16 protein-coding genes are annotated in these 15,780 nt (G+C 67.2%); 7 read left to right on the top strand and 9 right to left on the bottom strand.

Annotation, left to right across the window (positions count from 1 at the left end):
* From BN972_RS03665 to BN972_RS03640, 6 genes are all read right to left on the bottom strand, one after another.
* Complete coding sequence (locus BN972_RS03665) at positions 1-549, bottom strand: pentapeptide repeat-containing protein (RefSeq protein WP_036353014.1); 549 nt, start codon at positions 547-549, stop codon at positions 1-3.
* Between the two features lie 22 nt (positions 550-571).
* The gene (locus BN972_RS03660; RefSeq protein WP_036353012.1) at positions 572-1,138 is read right to left on the bottom strand and encodes a GTP-binding protein; all 567 of its coding nucleotides are present in this window, start codon (positions 1,136-1,138) and stop codon (positions 572-574) included.
* Complete coding sequence (locus BN972_RS03655; protein ID WP_036353010.1) at positions 1,119-1,487, bottom strand: DUF742 domain-containing protein; 369 nt, start codon at positions 1,485-1,487, stop codon at positions 1,119-1,121. Before BN972_RS03655 ends, BN972_RS03660 begins: the two co-directional genes overlap by 20 nt.
* A complete protein-coding gene (locus BN972_RS03650) occupies positions 1,463-1,894 on the bottom strand; it encodes a roadblock/LC7 domain-containing protein (RefSeq protein WP_036353007.1) in 432 nt (143 codons plus the stop codon). Before BN972_RS03650 ends, BN972_RS03655 begins: the two co-directional genes overlap by 25 nt.
* The gene (locus BN972_RS03645; RefSeq protein WP_036353005.1) at positions 1,891-4,536 is read right to left on the bottom strand and encodes a sensor histidine kinase; all 2,646 of its coding nucleotides are present in this window, start codon (positions 4,534-4,536) and stop codon (positions 1,891-1,893) included. The genes BN972_RS03650 and BN972_RS03645 overlap by 4 nt, the downstream gene beginning before the upstream one ends.
* Before the next feature lie 230 nt (positions 4,537-4,766).
* Positions 4,767-5,372: a class I SAM-dependent methyltransferase gene (locus BN972_RS03640; protein WP_036353001.1), complete on the bottom strand. Its 606-nt coding sequence runs from the start codon at positions 5,370-5,372 to the stop codon at positions 4,767-4,769.
* A 67-nt stretch (positions 5,373-5,439) separates the two neighbouring features.
* Here BN972_RS03640 and BN972_RS03635 point away from each other — a divergent pair, with 67 nt between their 5' ends.
* Positions 5,440-5,904, top strand: coding sequence for a tRNA (cytidine(34)-2'-O)-methyltransferase (locus BN972_RS03635; RefSeq protein WP_036352998.1), 465 nt, complete (start codon positions 5,440-5,442; stop codon positions 5,902-5,904).
* A gap of 240 nt (positions 5,905-6,144) precedes the next feature.
* On the opposite strand, the gene BN972_RS03630 is transcribed toward BN972_RS03635, so the two are convergent.
* A complete protein-coding gene (locus BN972_RS03630; RefSeq protein WP_036352995.1) occupies positions 6,145-6,789 on the bottom strand; it encodes a nitroreductase family protein in 645 nt (214 codons plus the stop codon).
* A gap of 23 nt (positions 6,790-6,812) precedes the next feature.
* Between BN972_RS03630 and BN972_RS03625 the strand changes: the two genes are divergently transcribed.
* Entirely contained in the window at positions 6,813-7,223 is a 411-nt protein-coding gene (locus tag BN972_RS03625; RefSeq protein WP_036352992.1) for a TIGR03667 family PPOX class F420-dependent oxidoreductase, read from the top strand.
* Between the two features lie 21 nt (positions 7,224-7,244).
* On the opposite strand, the gene BN972_RS03620 is transcribed toward BN972_RS03625, so the two are convergent.
* Together BN972_RS03620 and BN972_RS03615 are read right to left on the bottom strand one after the other, a co-directional pair.
* Positions 7,245-8,078, bottom strand: a complete 834-nt coding sequence (locus BN972_RS03620; RefSeq protein WP_036352990.1) for an oxidoreductase — start codon at positions 8,076-8,078, stop codon at positions 7,245-7,247.
* 104 nt (positions 8,079-8,182) lie between these two features.
* The gene (locus tag BN972_RS03615) at positions 8,183-11,476 is read right to left on the bottom strand and encodes an error-prone DNA polymerase (protein ID WP_036352987.1); all 3,294 of its coding nucleotides are present in this window, start codon (positions 11,474-11,476) and stop codon (positions 8,183-8,185) included.
* A 235-nt stretch (positions 11,477-11,711) separates the two neighbouring features.
* Between BN972_RS03615 and BN972_RS03610 the strand changes: the two genes are divergently transcribed.
* The 5 genes from BN972_RS03610 to BN972_RS30120 form a co-directional block, all read left to right on the top strand.
* Positions 11,712-12,590 carry a wax ester/triacylglycerol synthase domain-containing protein gene (locus BN972_RS03610; RefSeq protein ID WP_315968776.1) on the top strand — a complete coding sequence of 293 codons (879 nt, stop codon included), beginning with the start codon at positions 11,712-11,714 and terminating at the stop codon, positions 12,588-12,590.
* A gap of 23 nt (positions 12,591-12,613) precedes the next feature.
* On the top strand, positions 12,614-12,961 hold the full coding sequence (locus BN972_RS30920) for a WS/DGAT domain-containing protein (protein WP_390176177.1): 348 nt from the start codon (positions 12,614-12,616) through the stop codon (positions 12,959-12,961).
* Between the two features lie 96 nt (positions 12,962-13,057).
* Positions 13,058-13,945: a hypothetical protein gene (locus BN972_RS03605; protein WP_036352984.1), complete on the top strand. Its 888-nt coding sequence runs from the start codon at positions 13,058-13,060 to the stop codon at positions 13,943-13,945.
* Positions 13,946-13,979: 34 nt separating this feature from the next.
* On the top strand, positions 13,980-15,092 hold the full coding sequence (gene otsB / locus BN972_RS03600) for a trehalose-phosphatase (protein WP_036352981.1): 1,113 nt from the start codon (positions 13,980-13,982) through the stop codon (positions 15,090-15,092).
* 108 nt (positions 15,093-15,200) lie between these two features.
* Positions 15,201-15,780, top strand: a 580-nt coding sequence (locus BN972_RS30120; RefSeq protein WP_148305385.1) for a PE family protein, incomplete at its 3' end; no start/stop codon positions are given.

Genomic DNA, 15,780 nt, shown 5'->3' with positions numbered 1-15,780 from the left:
TCACCCGTCCAGCCGGAGGCCGTGCGCCAGGGCGAACGCCATCGCCTGCGGCACGTCGATGCGCGCGCCGGACAACTTCGCGCTGGTCCACAACGCGGCGTCGGCCATCGCACCCCGCAGGTCGGCCTCATCCAGCCGGGTGCCGGTGGTCCGGGCACCCCGCAGGTCGGCGCCGCGCAGCACGCTCTTGCGCAGGTCAGCGTCCACCAGGCTGGTTTCCCGCAGTCGGCACCCGCTCAGGTCAACACCACGCAGGTCGTTGCCGGCGAGCACCGCGAGCGTGAAGTCGACCTCGTCGAACTCGACCGGCCGCAACCGGCACTGGGTGAACACCGAACCCAGCACGCTGCAGTGCGCAAACGTGCTGTGCCACAGCGTGGTCCGAGTGAAGGTGCAGTTGCGGAACGCCGATCCGCGGTGCTGGGACTCGGCCAGGTTCACGCCGCTGAAATCGCACTCGGTGAACACCACACGCTCGGTGTGCAGCGCACCCAGATCTTCGTCGCGGAAGTCTTCGCGGCTGAATTCGCGCTCAGTCCACTCAAGCAACGAAGTCCACTCAAGCAACGAGTCAGGTGCTGGCCAGCGCGTATTCGCTCACCGCGATCAGCGCGTCGGTGGCTGACCGGCGATTGCGGGCGTCGATGGTGATCATCGGGATGTGCTCGGGCAGCGTCAGCGCCTTGCGGACCTCGTCGATCGGATAGCGCGGTGCACCGTCGAACTCGTTGACCGCGACCAAGAACGGCAACCGGCGGTGTTCGAAGAATTCGACAGCGGCGAAGCTGTCCTGCAGTCGGCGGCAGTCCACCAGCACGATCGCGCCGATCGCGCCGCGCACCAGGTCGTCCCACATGAACCAGAACCGGCGCTGGCCGGGGGTGCCGAACAGGTAAAGCACCAAATCCTCGGCCAGGGTGATGCGGCCGAAGTCCATCGCGACGGTGGTGGTGCGCTTGTCTGGCGTCGCCTCGATCATGTCGACGCCGGCCGAGGCGTCGGTGACCATCGCCTCGGTCCGCAACGGCATGATCTCCGACACCGCACCGACGAAGGTGGTTTTGCCGGTGCCGAAGCCGCCCGCGATGACGATCTTCGTCGACGCGGTGCCGAGTGCTTCAGAGTGCCCTGAGGCCACGCAGGGTCCTTCCTATGAGTTCCTGCCGCTCATCGCGGGTCGAACGGTCGGTCAAGGTCCTGTGCACCCGAAGGTAGTCGGAGGTGACCAGATCACCGATCAGGACGCGCGCAACACCGACCGGAATATCCAGCCGGGCCGCGACTTCCGCGACCGAGAGCGTGCCGACGCACAACCGGATGATCTTGCCCCGCACGTCGTCGGCCGGCCACTCGTGCGCCAGACCCGCCTGCAATGCCTGCACCGGCGCTTCCAGCGGAAGGTCGACGTCGGTGCCGGTCCGCCCGGCCGTCAAAGTGTACGGCCGGACCAACCTCGGCGGTGTCAGCGGTGGCTCGAGTTCGTCCATCGGGACTCGGGCTCGGCGCGGCGGGCGGACTGAACGACGTTGCCTACCTGTTCGACCAGAACGGCCATCTCGTAACCGATCTGACCGATGTCGCACGACGGCATGGCCAGGGTGGCCAGGTGTGAACCGTCACCGACGCGCATCAACAGCAGGAAGCCGTTCTGCATTTCCACCACCGACTGCAGCACCTGTCCGCCCTCGAACAACTGCGCGGCGCCGGTGGCGAGGCTGGCCAGCCCGGACGCCACCGCAGCCAACTGATCGGCCCGTTCCCGGGGCAGGTGCTCACTAGCAGCGACCGGCAGTCCGTCGACAGACACCAGCAACGCATGTGCCACGCCGGGCACCTCCCGCACGAATTTTGACACCAGCCAATCCAGCGGGCTGTACGACGACTGCACCGTCATTGCTGCTCGGCTTCCTGACGGGCATGCGAGCGCCCGGTGCGCACGCCGTTGAAATGTTTCCCGATGGTGGCGCGGATGGCTTCGGGGTCGCGGTGCTGTTCGGGCTGCTCGTCGGGCTCGGCCGCCCCGGGCACCAGCCGCGCCCCGGGGGTGCGCATCGGCAGGCCGGACTCGGTGTGCGCCTCGACGGGTTTTTCCGCGGCTTCGGCGGCCGCCGACCAGCCGCGGTCCCACACCGTCTGCCAGTCCAGGTCAGGACTCTGCACCAACTCGTGGGGGTCGCCCATCATTTCCGACAGCATCCGCTGGTAGATGACGTCGTCATCGGCCGGTCCGGACGGTTTCAGATCGGGCGGTTGCGGAGGCGGCGGGGCCGGAGCCGTGGCCGGGGGCCGGCGCGCGAAGAAGGCCGAGGTGTCGGACGCGACCTTGGCAGCCTCGGGCGGCGCGGCCGGCTGCTCCGGCTGCGGAGAACCCTTCTCCCACCACGGCGTGGGCAGCGGGCGTTTCTGCTTGGGCTGCTGTTCCTCGGGCTGCACCGGTACGCCGGTGATGCCACTCGATCCGGGACTGCGGCGCGGCAGCGAGGTCACCGGAGTCCCGGCCTGCGTGCGACCGTCACTCAGAGCGGTCCCGACGGCTGCCACGTCGGGTTCCGGGGGCCGTACGGCGAAGAACTGGCGCTGCGGCGCGGCGGCTTGTTCTGCGGCCTGCCGGTCCTGACCCTCGACGAGCACGCTCAGCGGCAGGTAAACCTCGGCAGTCGTGCCGGTGCCCGCTTCGCCGTTGGCGGGCCCGCGCAGCCCCACGCGCAGGCCGTGCCGTGCTGCGAGCCGGCCGACCACGAACAGTCCCATATGCCGGGCGTTCTCCGGAGTCGGGTCGGGGGTGCCGTCCCGTTCAGCCTGTAGCCGCATGTTGGCCATGCGCCGGTCCGACTCGGTCATGCCCAGTCCGGCGTCGGCGATGCGCAGCAGCACGCCTCCCTCACTGCCGCGGACCGCGGACACCTTCACCGGTGTGTTGGGCGGCGAGTAGCGCAGCGCGTTGTCGATCAGCTCGGCGAGCAGATGGATGACGCCGCCGGCCGCCGCGCTGAGCACCGTGCAATCGGCGACGGATCCGATCTCGACGCGCCGGTAGTCCTCCACTTCGGACACCGCGGCGTTGATCACCGTCAGCAGCGGAACCGGCTCCCGCTGGTCCCGCGAGATCTGGGCACCGGCCAGTACCAGCAGGTTGGCGCTGTTGCGGCGCAGCCGCGCCGCCAGGTGATCCAGCCGAAACAGGTTGTCCAACCGCTCGGGGTCCTCCTCGTTGCGCTCCAGCCGGTCGATGAGCGCCAGCTGCTGATCCACCAGGGAACGGCTGCGCCGCGACATGGTCTCGAACATGTCGTTGACCAGCAGCCGCAGCCGGGCTTCGTCCCCGGCCAGCAGCAACGCCTGGGTGTGCAGTTCGTCGACGGCGTGGGCGACCTGCCCGATCTCCTCGGTGGTGTACACGGGCAGCGGCTCGGGAGTCGGTTCGGCGCCGGCCCGCACCCGGTCGATCTCGCCCTCCAGGTCGGTGTGGGCGACCTTGAGTGCACCGTCGCGCAGCACCCGCAGCGGCTTGACCAGCGCCCGCGCCACCAGCAGCACGATCAGCAGAGCGATGGCCATCGCGGCCAGCGTCAGCACGGCGTCGCGGACGGCGGCGTCGCGACGCGCGGTGGCCTGGTCCTGCACCGAGGTCGTCACCGACCCGGTGGTGTCATTGATGATCTGCTCGGCGATCCCCTGGGTGGTGTGGATCGAGCGCAACAGGTCCTGGTTGTCGACGAGGACGCTGTCCGGATCCGACATGATCGCCATCCGGCTCACCATCTGCTGCTGCAGGTTCTTCGCGTCCGGCGAGCCGACCCCAAGCACCTCAGTCATTCCGAACAGCGTCGACGGCTCGGTGCCTGCCAGGGTGATCATCGCAGTGCGCAACTGCGGCTCGGGCAGGTCGGCGCCGCGAGTCGTCAGGATCTCCTGAAGCGTCATCTGCCCGCGCGCCCCCACGGCCCGGCTCAGGCCCTGCACCTGCGCCCGGATCTGCTCGTTGTCAACGCGCACCGACGCGTTGATCGCGTTCTCGGCGGTCAGCAACAACGGCGCGTAGCTGGTGATTCGGTCGCGCAGGCCGATGCTGTTGTCCACCGTCTTGTCCAGCACCGCCTGGCCGCCGTTCAGCAGGGTGTTCACGCCGGACCGGACGTCGGGAATCACATCGGTATCGGCCAGCCGCGTCTGCAACTCGTACTTGCGGGCGGCGAAATTCTTCTTCGCCCCATCCACGTCGCGGCCCGTGGAACCCGCCAGCAGGGCCACATCCAGTGCGGACATGTACTTGGTGATCGCCGGGATCACGTTGGCGCGGGACGCCGCCAGCCGCAGACTGCTGGAATTGGCCATCTCTTGCTGCACCCGCAGGGCCCCGAACACCGTGGCCAGTACCAACGGGATCAGCGCGATCGCCAACACTTTCCACCGCACCGGCCAATTGCGCAGCGACCAGGCCGGCGGACGCTTCGGGCCGCGCGCCGCCGACGCGCCCGCGGATGCGTCGCCCGGAACCGCCGCGACCGAATTGGTCGGGCGGGCGAACATGGTCATCTGTGCATGGCCGTGCCGCCGGCCACGTGAAACGAGAGGCTCATCAAACTTCCTGCTGCATTATTTCGCCCGCCCCGGCAGATGGCCGCGAACGCAATTGCCTGGCAATCCGACGAGTATGTCACCACCCAGCCGAGGTCTCCATAATTGTTACTGAGTAGATAAGGTCCGGGCGCGCGGGCCTGCGCACCGGCAGTTCGCCCCGGCAAACTTCGCCTTACCGCTCATGCCTACGACGGTCGCAGGATTGCGACGAGGAAATTCGAGTCTGCGGTGAACGGCCGCAAATCCCAGGTCGACAGCAACAGATCCGGGGTGAAACCGGCCTCCGCCGCATGGCCGAGGAATGCATCGAACCCGTAACCTCGGTTGGCGCCGAAGCCGATCACCGCCCGGCCGTCGGCGGCAAGATGGGCCCGCAGCCGGCTCAGCACCTGCACGCGGGTGCTCGGCGCCAGGAACGTCATGACGTTGCCGGCGGAAACGATCACGTCGAACGGTTCGGCAATCCCGCGGGCGGGCAGGTCGAGTTCGGCGAGGTCGCCGACGAGCCAGTGCCCCTGCGGGTGGTCCTGTTCGGCCGCCTCGATCAGTACCGGGTCCACGTCGACGCCCACGACGTCGTGACCGGCCGCGGCCAGATAGCCGCCCAGCCGGCCGGGGCCGCAGCCGGCGTCGAGGATGCGGGCGTGCCGGGGCGCCACCGCGTCGACCAGGCGCGCCTCACCGGCCAGGTCGTCGCCGGCGCGCGCCATCGAGCGGAATCGTTCGATATACCAGTGCGAATGTCCGGGATCGGCCGCGACCTTCCGCATCCACAGGCTCTGCTCGACCATGACGACCATTGTCCCCGGTCCCAACCGCCGCGCTTCGTGCCCGCGGCGTACCGGCAGGATGCCTGTTGTGTTCAGGATGCTGTTCTACTCACCGCGCATCGCCCCCAACACCGGCAATGCCATCCGCACTGCGGCCGCCACCGGCTGCGAACTGCATCTGGTCGAACCGCTCGGCTTCGACCTGTCCGAGCCCAAGCTTCGACGCGCCGGTCTGGACTACCACGACCTGGCTTCGGTCACCGTGCATACGTCGCTTGACGATGCGTGGGCGGTGTTGGGTTCGGCGCGGGTGTTCGCCTTCACCGCTCAGGCCACGACGCGGTTCGCCGACGTCGCCTACCGGCCCGGCGACGTGCTGATGTTCGGGCCCGAGCCAACGGGACTGGACGAGGTGACGCTCACCGACCCTCACATCACCGGCCAGGTGCGCATTCCGATGCTGGCCGGCCGACGATCCCTGAATTTGTCGAACGCCGCGGCGGTCGCGGTTTACGAGGCTTGGCGGCAACAGGGTTATTTGGGCGCCCTTTAACGCAGAAGCAGGCTCGTGCGTACACGAGCCTGCTTTCTACAGGGCATGTTCAGGGGGGCAGGGGAGAAACATGCCGCAGTCTGTTGTCACGGGCAGATCAATAAATCTCCTTCGGTGACTTTGTTCTTCGGTAAAACCTTGTGTCCTTAGATTGCCCGACTTCGCGTGGTAGCGGTGTCCACCGACAGGTGATAGCTGGGATGAATTGCTTGTCCTCCGATTGGGGGACAAAGCGGGTGGTCACCAACCGTTCCAGTGCGTCAGCTTTTCGGCCGGCAGCCGCTTGGCCGGCCGGAAGTCGGTGCCCTTGGTGTAGGCGATCGGGAACAGCCCACCCTGGCTGTACTCGTCGTAGGGGATCCCGAGCACGTCGGCCACCTTGCGCTCGCCGTCACCGAGCAGGTGCAAAGTTGTCCAGCACGACCCCAACCCGCGCGAGCGCAGCGCCAAGCAGAAGCTCCACACCGCCGGGAACAGCGACGCCCAGAACGACACCCCGCCCAACGGCGACTTCTCCTCCCGGCCAAGGATGCACGGGATCAGCAGGACCGGCGCCTCGTGCATGTGCTCGGCCAGGTACGAAGCCGAATCGCGCACCTTCCCCATTCGTTCGCCGCGGGTGTCGCCTTCGCCGTATTCGGGCGCCGGTGAGCTCAGGTAGCCGCTGGCATTGGCCAGGTAGACGTCCCCAATCGCCTTTTTCTTTTCCGGATCCTCGACGAAAACCCATTGCCAGCCTTGCGAATTGGAGCCGGTGGGCGCCTGCAGCGCCAGCTCGAGGCATTCCATGAGCACTTCGCGCGGCACCGGTTTGTCGAAGTCAAGACGCTTGCGGACCGAGCGGGTGGTGGTCAGGACTTCGTCGACGGTCAGGTTGAGTGTCATGGCTGCAGGCTACCGTTGGCGCCATGAGCATCGAACTGACGCAAGAGGTTTCCAGCAGGCTCACAGTCGACCACTACGGCTGGCTGACCACTGTCGCCAAGTCCGGGCAGCCGGTGCCGCGGTTGATCTGGTTCTACTTCGACGGCACCACGCTCACGGTCTACACCGAACCCCACGCCGCCAAGGTCGCCCACATCCAGGCACGCCCGCGGGTGAGCGTGAATCTGGATTCGGACGGCAACGGTGGCGGCATCATCGTGATCGGGGGCACGGCGGCGGTGGACGCCACCGGTGTCGACTGCCGAGACGACGAATCGTACTGGGCGAAATACCAAGAAGACGCCGAGCAATTCGGCTTGACCGACGCGATGAGCAACTACAGCACGCGGCTGCGGATCACCCCGACGAAGGTATGGACCACACCCACCGCTTAACGCCCTCCGCTCGTTAGCCGGCTAGTCGAGGTCGGTGGACACCGACACGCTGCGCCAATTGTCGATGTCGGTCTGCAGCTGTTTGATCTTGCTCTCGACGGCCGCGACGCAGTCCGTGCCCAGCAGCAGGTGTAGCGGCGGCTCGGATGCCGAGGCGATGTCGACAATGGCCGCGGCAGCCTTGACCGGGTCACCCGGCTGACTGTGGTTGATGTCGGCGGCGCGTGCGCGCACCGCGCCGGCGGTGGCGGCGTAGTCCTCGATGATGGTCTCTTCGGTACCGAGGCTCGTCGCATCGAGGAAGTCGGTGCGGAAATAGCCGGGTTCGATGATGGTCACCCAGATGCCGAGCGGCTTGACCTCCTGCGCGAGCGCCTCGCTGAACCCTTCCATCGCGAACTTGGTCGAGCAGTACACCCCGAAGCCGGGTCCGCCCTGCAGCCCACCGACCGAACTGATGTTGATGATGTGGCCCGAGCGTTGACGACGCATCACCGGTAGCACCGCGCGTTGCATGGTCAGGGTGCCGAACACATTGACTTCGTAGACGGCACGGACCGAAGCATCCGACGATTCCTCGACGGCTCCGAGCAGTCCCCGACCCGCGTTGTTCACCAGCACGTCGATCCGCCCGAATTTGTCGACGGCGGCCTGGACCGCGGCCGTCGCCTGGTCGGCGTCGGTGACATCCAGGTCGACGGCGAGTAGGGCGTCCCCGGCGTCAGGGAATTGTGCTGGAATCCGATCCGCGCGCCGCGCGGTGGCGACCACGCGGTCCCCCTGGCTGAGGATCTTGCGTGCGATCTCGAGACCAAAGCCGCGAGACGCTCCCGTGAGGAACCAGACCTTCGACACCGTGCCTCCTTCTGCGAGTGACCCCCATACTGTGCGGCACACCGCGAGCAGACGCAAAAGCAGCCAATTCGGGCGCGAAATTGGTGCTTTCGCTCTGCCCGCGATCACCGGAAGTCGCGCGACTTCGAACCCACCGCCAGGCTGATGCGGCCCATCCGCTCGGCCACGACAGTGATTGCCCCGCTTGCGTTTTGGACCTGGCCGCGAATCAGCAACGCCGGCGCGGTGTGCGCCAGTCTACGATGCCGCGCCCAAACCCCGGGCGTGCAGAGCACGTTGACCATCCCGGTCTCGTCTTCGAGGTTGACGAACGTCACCCCCTGCGCGGTGCCGGGCCGTTGACGGTGGGTCACCGCACCGGCGATCAGCACCCGGTCCCCATCGGGCACCGATCCCAACGCGGCGGCGGGCACCACCCCCATCGCGTCCAGGTCCGCGCGCAGGAACTGGGTCGGGTAACTGTCCGGCGAGACACCGGTGGCCCACACGTCGGCGGCAGCCAGCTCGAGCTCACTCATCCCGGGCAACTCCGGGATGTGCGACGACGAGCCCACCCCCGGCAGCCGGTCCGGCCGCTGAGTGACCGCGGCGCCGGCCGCCCACAGCGCTTCGCGTCGGGACATCCCGAAACAACCCAGCGCCCCGGCCGTCGCCAATGCCTCGGTCTGCGGCACGGAGAGTTGTAGCCGTGACGTCAAGTCCAGCAGAGAAGCAAACGGGCCGTGGGCCTTTCGTTCGTCGGCCAGCTTCTCGGCGAGGTCGTCGCCGATATGGCGGACCGCGCCCAGCCCGAGGCGGACCTCCATGCCGGCATTCTCCAGCGTCGCGTGCGCCAGGCTGGCGTTGACGCACGGGCCGTGCACCAACACCCCGTGCCGCCGCGCATCGGCCACCAGCGACTGCGGTGAATAGAAACCCATCGGCTGGGCGCGCAGCAACGCCGCGCAGAACGCCGCCGGATGATGCAGCTTGAACCACGACGAGTAGAACACCAGCGACGCAAAGGACAGCGCGTGACTTTCCGGAAAACCGAAATTGGCGAACGCCTCCAGCTTCTCGTAGATCCGGTCGATCACCTCGTCATCGGCGCCGTGCAGGGTGCGCATGCCGTCATAGAACCGGCCACGCAACCGTCGCATCCGTTCGGTCGAGCGTTTGGAGCCCATGGCGCGCCGCAACTGGTCGGCCTCGGCGGCCGAGAACCCGGCGCAGTCGACCGCGAGCTGCATCAGTTGCTCTTGGAAAAGCGGCACCCCCAGCGTCTTGCGCAGGGCCGATTCCATGGCTGGGTGGTCGTAGACCACCGGCTCGATACCGTTGCGCCGCTTGATGTACGGGTGCACCGAATTGCCCTGGATGGGGCCGGGACGGATCAGCGCCACTTCCACCACCAGGTCATAGAAGATCCGGGGCCGCAGTCGGGGCAATGTGGCCATCTGCGCCCGCGACTCCACCTGGAACACCCCCACCGAGTCGGCACGCGAAAGCATCTCGTACACCGCCGGTTCGGAAAGGTCGAGCCGGGCCAGGTCCACCTCGATGCCCTTGTGCTCGGCCACCAGGTCCCTGGCGTAATGCAGGGCCGAGAGCATGCCCAGCCCGAGCAGATCGAACTTCACCAAACCGATTGCCGCGCAGTCGTCTTTGTCCCACTGCAGGACGCTGCGGTTCTCCATCCGCGCCCATTCCACCGGGCACACGTCGGCGATCGGCCGGTCGCAGATCACCATGCCACCGGAATGGATTCCCATGTGCCGGGGCAGGTTGCGGATCTGGTTGGCCAGGTCGACCACCTGCTTGGGGATGCCTTCGATATCGTCCGGCTGCCCCGACCAGTGGCTGATCTGCTTACTCCAAGCGTCCTGCTGCCCCTGCGAGAAACCCAGGGCGCGGGCCATGTCGCGCACCGCGCTGCGCGGCCGGTAGGTGATGACGTTGGCCACCTGGGCCGCGTAGTCGCGGCCGTATTTGTCGTAGACGTACTGGATCACCTTTTCCCGCTGATCCGACTCGATGTCGATGTCGATGTCGGGTGGCCCGTCGCGGGCGGGCGACAGAAACCGTTCGAACAGCAGATCGTTGGCCACCGGGTCGACAGCGGTGACACCGAGGGCATAACAGACCGCGGAATTGGCCGCCGACCCCCGACCCTGGCACAGAATGTCGTTCTCCCGGCAGAACCGGGTGATATCGTCGACCACCAGGAAATAACCCGGAAACTGCAGTTGCGCAATGATTTTCAGCTCATGCTCGATCTGGGCGTAGGCGCGCGGCGCGGCGTCGGGTGGCCCGTAGCGGTCGGCAGCGCCCACCATGGTCAACGAGCGCAGCCAGCTGTCCTCGGTGTGCCCGTCGGGCACGTCGAACGGCGGCAGTTGCGGTGCGATCAGCGCCAGACCGAACGCGCACTGTTCCCCGAGTTCGGCGGCCGCGGTCACCGCCGCGGGGTGCTGCGCGAACAGCCGGGCCATCTCCTCACCCGACCGCAGATGCGAGCCGCCCAGCGGCGCCAGCCAGCCGGCCGCCGCATCCAGGGACTGCCGGGCCCGGATCGCGCCCATCGCCATGGCCAACCGGCGGCGGGACGGATGGGCGAAGTGCGCTCCCGTGGTGGCGACGACCCCGACGCCGAAGTGTGCCGCCAACCCGGCCAACAGCGCGTTGCGTTCGTCATCGAGCGGCTGTCCGTGATGGGTCAATTCGATGCTGACCCGTTCGGCACTGAACCGGTCCACCAGCTCGGCCAAAGCCCGCCTCGCCGCCTCCGGCCCGCCGTCGGAAAGAGCTTGGCGCACAGTACCTTTACGGCAACCGGTCAAAATGTGCCAGTGCCCACCGGCCGCCTCGGTCAGCGCATCGATGTCATAGCGCAGCTTGCCCTTCTCACCACCGGCCAGATGCGCCGCGGCCAGTTGGCGGGACAGCCGCCGATACCCTTCGGGCCCGCGGGCCAGCACCAACAGATGGGGCCCGGGCGGGTCCGGCTGCTCGGTGCGGGCTTCCGATACCGACGAGGCTCCCAACGACAGCTCGGCGCCGAAAACCGTCCGCACGTCGAGTTCGGCGGCGGCCTCGGCGAACCGCACCGCCCCGTACAAGCCGTTGTGGTCGGTCAGCGCAAGCGCGCGCAGGTCCAGCCGGGCGGCCTCCTCGACCAGCTCCTCCGGCGTGCTGGCCCCGTCGAGAAAGCTGTACGCCGAATGCGCATGCAGTTCGGCATACGCGACCGACGACTTGGCTCGCCGCCCTTCCGGTTTTGCGGTGTACGTCCCCCGCTTGGACGACAGCGGGGCATCATCGGCCGGCCGCACCGCAACGGGAGCGCCGGCGTGACGCGGCTTGCCGTCCAGCACCCGTTCCATCTCGGACCAGCTGGGCGGTCCGTTGTGCCAGCCCATCGTTCCACTATATCGAACATCTGTTCGACAAATGAAATCGGTCACAACCGAAGAAGGCGAATTCGCCAACGGCTTTCAAACGGGCTTGTAACAAATTGGAGCCACCGCTCCACCGCATCGCCGCTGTTAAACACATCTTTAACTGGAACACACGTTCTTAACCTGACGAGGCTACCGCCGTGCGGGCACCATCCGGATACTGGTACAAGTCAAGAAAACCACATCGGGGGTGGGCATGGCGCATCAGACGGCATCCGAAGCAGGACTCTTCGGCGGCTCGACACCGGATCAGCACCCAAACATGGCGATGGCCGCCGTTGCCATCGTCGAGGGCGGCGCGCCGGACAGCGAGCTGATCAAAGACTTGCTGACAGAACGGATTCAACCGGGGTTCCGGTTGAATTCGAATGCGGGGCGGCACGTGCACAGGATTGCGCTACCCTCGCCTGGCGATGAGGGCGAACTCTTCCCAGCCATCACCCACGCCCTGGAACGTCCCCTCGACCTCGACGGCCCGTTATGGGAATGCTGGGTCATCGAAGGCCTCCGCGACGACCGCTGGGCGATCCTGATCAAGGTCCACCACAGCCTGGCGGTGTCGCCGACCCACCTTCTCCTGCGACTCTGCGATGATGCTGCGAACAGCACATTGGCGAACTATGGCTCGCTGAAACAGGTTTCGCAGCCATCGACCGACTGGACAAACGCTCTCTGGCAGCTACCCGCGACGCTGGTGAAGGCGGCGGCGCGGGCAGCGCTGCTACCCATTACCTGGATGTCGCCGACCGGTGCCGACACCACTCGGCGGCACTACCGCACCGTGCGGGTGCCGCGCGCCGTCGTCGAGGAGATATCTCGCAAGTTCGGGGTGCAGCCCAACGATGTCGCGCTTGCCGCGGTCACCGAGGGCTTCCGCACGCTGCTGATGCGGCGCGGTGAACAACCGCGCGCTGATTCGCTCCGCGCCCTCGGACCGGCGTTACCGTACCTCCCCGTCGAACATGAGCAGCCCGTTCAACAGCTTCGGGCCGTGTACAGCATGACGGACCGCCCTCACCAGCGGCCTACTGTGAACTCACCCATTGCGTTGTGCGCCAAGGCACACACGCCCTGACCAGACCATCTTCGGCAGGCCTGGTGACGCTGGCCACCACAGCCGCCGGGCCGCGGCGACGGTTGCATCTGCTGGGCCAACGGATGGAGCGGCTGCTGCCCATCCCACCGACCGCACCGAACGTCAGCACCGGGGTCGCGGTCTTCAGCTACGGAGACGAACTGGTCTTTGGGATCACCGCCGGCTACGACGGGGCGACCGAGATGGCGCACCTGGCCGACGGCATCGAACTGGGCATAGCGCAGCTGGTCGCGCTGAGCGACGACTCGGTGCTGTTGTTCGACCGGCGGCGCAAGCGTTCGTCGCGCGCGCTGCCTTCCGGAGCGGCGCGGTGGCGGCCGTCCGCGCCACCTGCGCGCGTGCGTCACTGACCCGGGCGCGCCCTAGGGAGCCGACATAGCGCGGCCGCAATCCGCGCTATTGTTCTGGCCCATGACTTTGCGGATCTCGACGGGATTGCGGCCTCGATGAATCCCGATGCCTTCTGCACGTCCGATCAATGGAGCGGGATCGCAGCGGCGTCGTCGACCTCTCAATTAGCCGGGGTGCTGGGCGGATTCCTGATCACCGCCATCGCGTTGGTGTTCGACCGCAGCAGCCGAGAAGGGGCGCACACCCTGGCGCTGTTCGCTTCGGCGGTCCTGATCCTGATGCTGGACAGTTACCTGTTCAGCCTGATCTCCGGCACTCACCCCTCCGACACCGGGGACCGCCAAAGCATCTGCGCAATCGCCTGGACCCAGGGAAATTTGGCGACCGGAATGCTCGCGGCCGGCACCACCGGACTGTTCGGCGGGCTGGGCTGGATGCTAGCCAGCCACGCGGTGAACAAGACGCCCAAGGAGGACCCGTCCGACATCAGCGCCTACTGCTTCCTGGGAGAATTAGGCGGCTGGCTGACCTTCGGCGCCGCGATGACCACGACGCTGATCATGAGCGAAACCAGTATCGACTACCTGCATTCCATGCTTGGCCACCCGCCCGCGCTCTGGCTCACCGGATCGATCGCAACGTTCTGCGCGGCGGCCATCCTGCTTGATTTCGTGTTGGTGTACATCCGCACCCGGACCCTTAGCCGGTCGCTGAAGACGCCCGAGCCAACGGAATTGGCGTTGCGGTCAATCAAGGTAGCGACCGTGGGAACCCTGTTCCTCACGGTCGCCGCGTCCTGGCTCGCCGTCAGCGTGGCGCGCCTTCCGGTCGGCTGGCTGACCACACCCAACCGCGGATTCGTAGGTCTCGTCTTCGTGCTGTCGCTGCTGGTGCCCACGGTTGTCTCGACCGCAATCTGCTATTCCGTCGCCAGCACCGACGAGGGCCTGACGCGGCACCGCCGGTTCATGTCGCGCCAGTGACGGCCGGCGCCCACTCGCGTGAGAAGGTGGGGCCATGTCGGTGATGATCGACCCCCGCCGCCTTGACGCGGTGCTCTTCGACGCGGCCTTGCCGACTACTGACGCGCTGGTGCAACAACTGCGGATTGCGGGCGTCGGCACCGGCATCTTTTCCCGCGCCGGCGACTCCCTGATTGAGACGGCCGAGGCACTGGCCGTGCGGCCGGGCCGGTGCGCGGTCGTCGCGGCCGATCAATCCGGTGTCGCGGCGGCTCGCGACGCGGGGTTCGCCTTGGTGATCGGCGTTCGGGCCACCGGCGGTGATTTCGAGGTCGCCGACCTCGATCAGGTCACCGTGCGCACCGGCGACCTGCGGATGTCCGAGCTTCCGGACGCACTGCAGGCGGTCAACGACTTCTCTGTCCGGCGGCCCGCGGTTTTCTTCGACTTCGACGGAACGCTCTCAGACATCGTCAACGACCCCGACGAAGCGCGACCCGTCGAAGGCGCCGTCGAGGCGCTGCGGCGGTTGGCGGCGCAATGCCCGGTCGCCGTGCTCAGCGGACGGGATCTGGCCGATGTGTCCAAGCGGGTGGGTCTGCCCGGCATCTGGTATGCCGGCAGCCACGGATTCGAGCTGACTGCACCCGACGGCGAGCACCACCAAAACGAAGAGGCGGCAAAAGCGATCCCCGTGCTCGCGGAGGCCGCGGCAAAGTTACGCGAGAAGCTCGGTCCAATTCCCGGAGTTACCGTGGAGCACAAGCGTTTTGGTGTGGCGGTGCATTACCGTAACGCCGGGCGGGATCGGGTCGACGAGGTTGCCGCCGCCGTGCGCACCGCTGGGCAGCGTGATGTGCTGCGGGTGACCACGGGGCGGGAAGTCATCGAGTTGCGTCCTGATCTTGACTGGGACAAGGGCAAGACGCTGCGTTGGGTGATGGATCATCTGCCTGACTCGGACTCGGCGCCGATCTATCTCGGTGACGACATCACCGACGAGGACGCCTTCGACGCGGCGCGCGTTGACGGCATACCAATCATCGTGCGGCACAACGACGACGGTGACCGAACCACCGCTGCCCGGTATGCGCTGGACAGTCCGGCCCAGGCCGTCGAATTCGTCACGCGGCTGGCTCATCTCATCGGTGACGCCAGCGTGGATTAACTGCCGGCCATTACGGCCGCGGGTTAAAAACGGACAACCTGCGCGAAACAGCCAACGCGACGGCCCGTCCGGAGTTACAGTGCGCGGCAGTCTATCGGGAGGACTGCCATGTCGTTTGTGTTCGCGACCCCAGAAACCATCACCTCAGTGGCGACGGATTTGGCAGGCATCCGGCAAGCGATCAGCGCGGCGAGTGCGGCGGCACTGGCCCCGACCACGCAGTTGCAGGCTGCGGCCGCCGACGAAATATCAACGGTGATAACAGCGATCTTCGGTGCACACGGTCAGACGTATCAGTCGCTGGCCGCCCAGGCGTCCGCGTTTCACCAGCAGTTCGCCGCGGCCGTGGCCAACGCCGCCGGCGCCTATGCCTCGGCCGAAACCGCGAGCGTCGACCAACTCATCTTGAGCGCGATCAACGCCCCCACCCAGACACTGTTGGGACGCCCGCTGATCGGTGACGGCGCCAACGGGACGGCGGCCAGTCCGAACGGCGGCGCCGGCGGGCTGCTATACGGCAACGGCGGCAATGGCTTCTCCCAACCGGCCGGGTCGGGTCTGGCCGGAGGCTCTGGCGGGTCCGCTGGGCTAGTCGGCAGCGGCGGCGCCGGTGGGGCAGGCGGCAGTGGCGGCGCCGCGGGCGCGGCGGGCGGCAGCGGCGGTGCCGGTGGGAGTGGCGGATGGCTGT

Origin of the sequence: Mycobacterium asiaticum DSM 44297 (genome assembly GCF_000613245.1) — a bacterium.
GTDB classification, from domain to species: domain Bacteria; phylum Actinomycetota; class Actinomycetes; order Mycobacteriales; family Mycobacteriaceae; genus Mycobacterium; species Mycobacterium asiaticum.
This window is presented reverse-complemented; position numbering and strand designations above follow the sequence as displayed.

Excerpts from the sequence above, each read along its gene's own strand:
- BN972_RS03625 (WP_036352992.1), top strand. The coding sequence starts at position 6,813 with ATGAGCATCGAACTGACGCAAGAGGTTTCCAGCAGGCTCACAGTCGAC.
- BN972_RS03650 (WP_036353007.1), bottom strand. The coding sequence starts at position 1,894 with ATGACGGTGCAGTCGTCGTACAGCCCGCTGGATTGGCTGGTGTCAAAA.
- BN972_RS03655 (WP_036353010.1), bottom strand. The coding sequence starts at position 1,487 with ATGGACGAACTCGAGCCACCGCTGACACCGCCGAGGTTGGTCCGGCCG.
- BN972_RS03630 (WP_036352995.1), bottom strand. The coding sequence starts at position 6,789 with ATGACACTCAACCTGACCGTCGACGAAGTCCTGACCACCACCCGCTCG.
- BN972_RS03615 (WP_036352987.1), bottom strand. The coding sequence starts at position 11,476 with ATGGGCTGGCACAACGGACCGCCCAGCTGGTCCGAGATGGAACGGGTG.
- BN972_RS03640 (WP_036353001.1), bottom strand. The coding sequence starts at position 5,372 with ATGGTCGAGCAGAGCCTGTGGATGCGGAAGGTCGCGGCCGATCCCGGA.
- BN972_RS03645 (WP_036353005.1), bottom strand. The coding sequence starts at position 4,536 with ATGACCATGTTCGCCCGCCCGACCAATTCGGTCGCGGCGGTTCCGGGC.
- BN972_RS03610 (WP_315968776.1), top strand. The coding sequence starts at position 11,712 with ATGGCGCATCAGACGGCATCCGAAGCAGGACTCTTCGGCGGCTCGACA.
- BN972_RS03605 (WP_036352984.1), top strand. The coding sequence starts at position 13,058 with ATGAATCCCGATGCCTTCTGCACGTCCGATCAATGGAGCGGGATCGCA.
- otsB (WP_036352981.1), top strand. The coding sequence starts at position 13,980 with ATGTCGGTGATGATCGACCCCCGCCGCCTTGACGCGGTGCTCTTCGAC.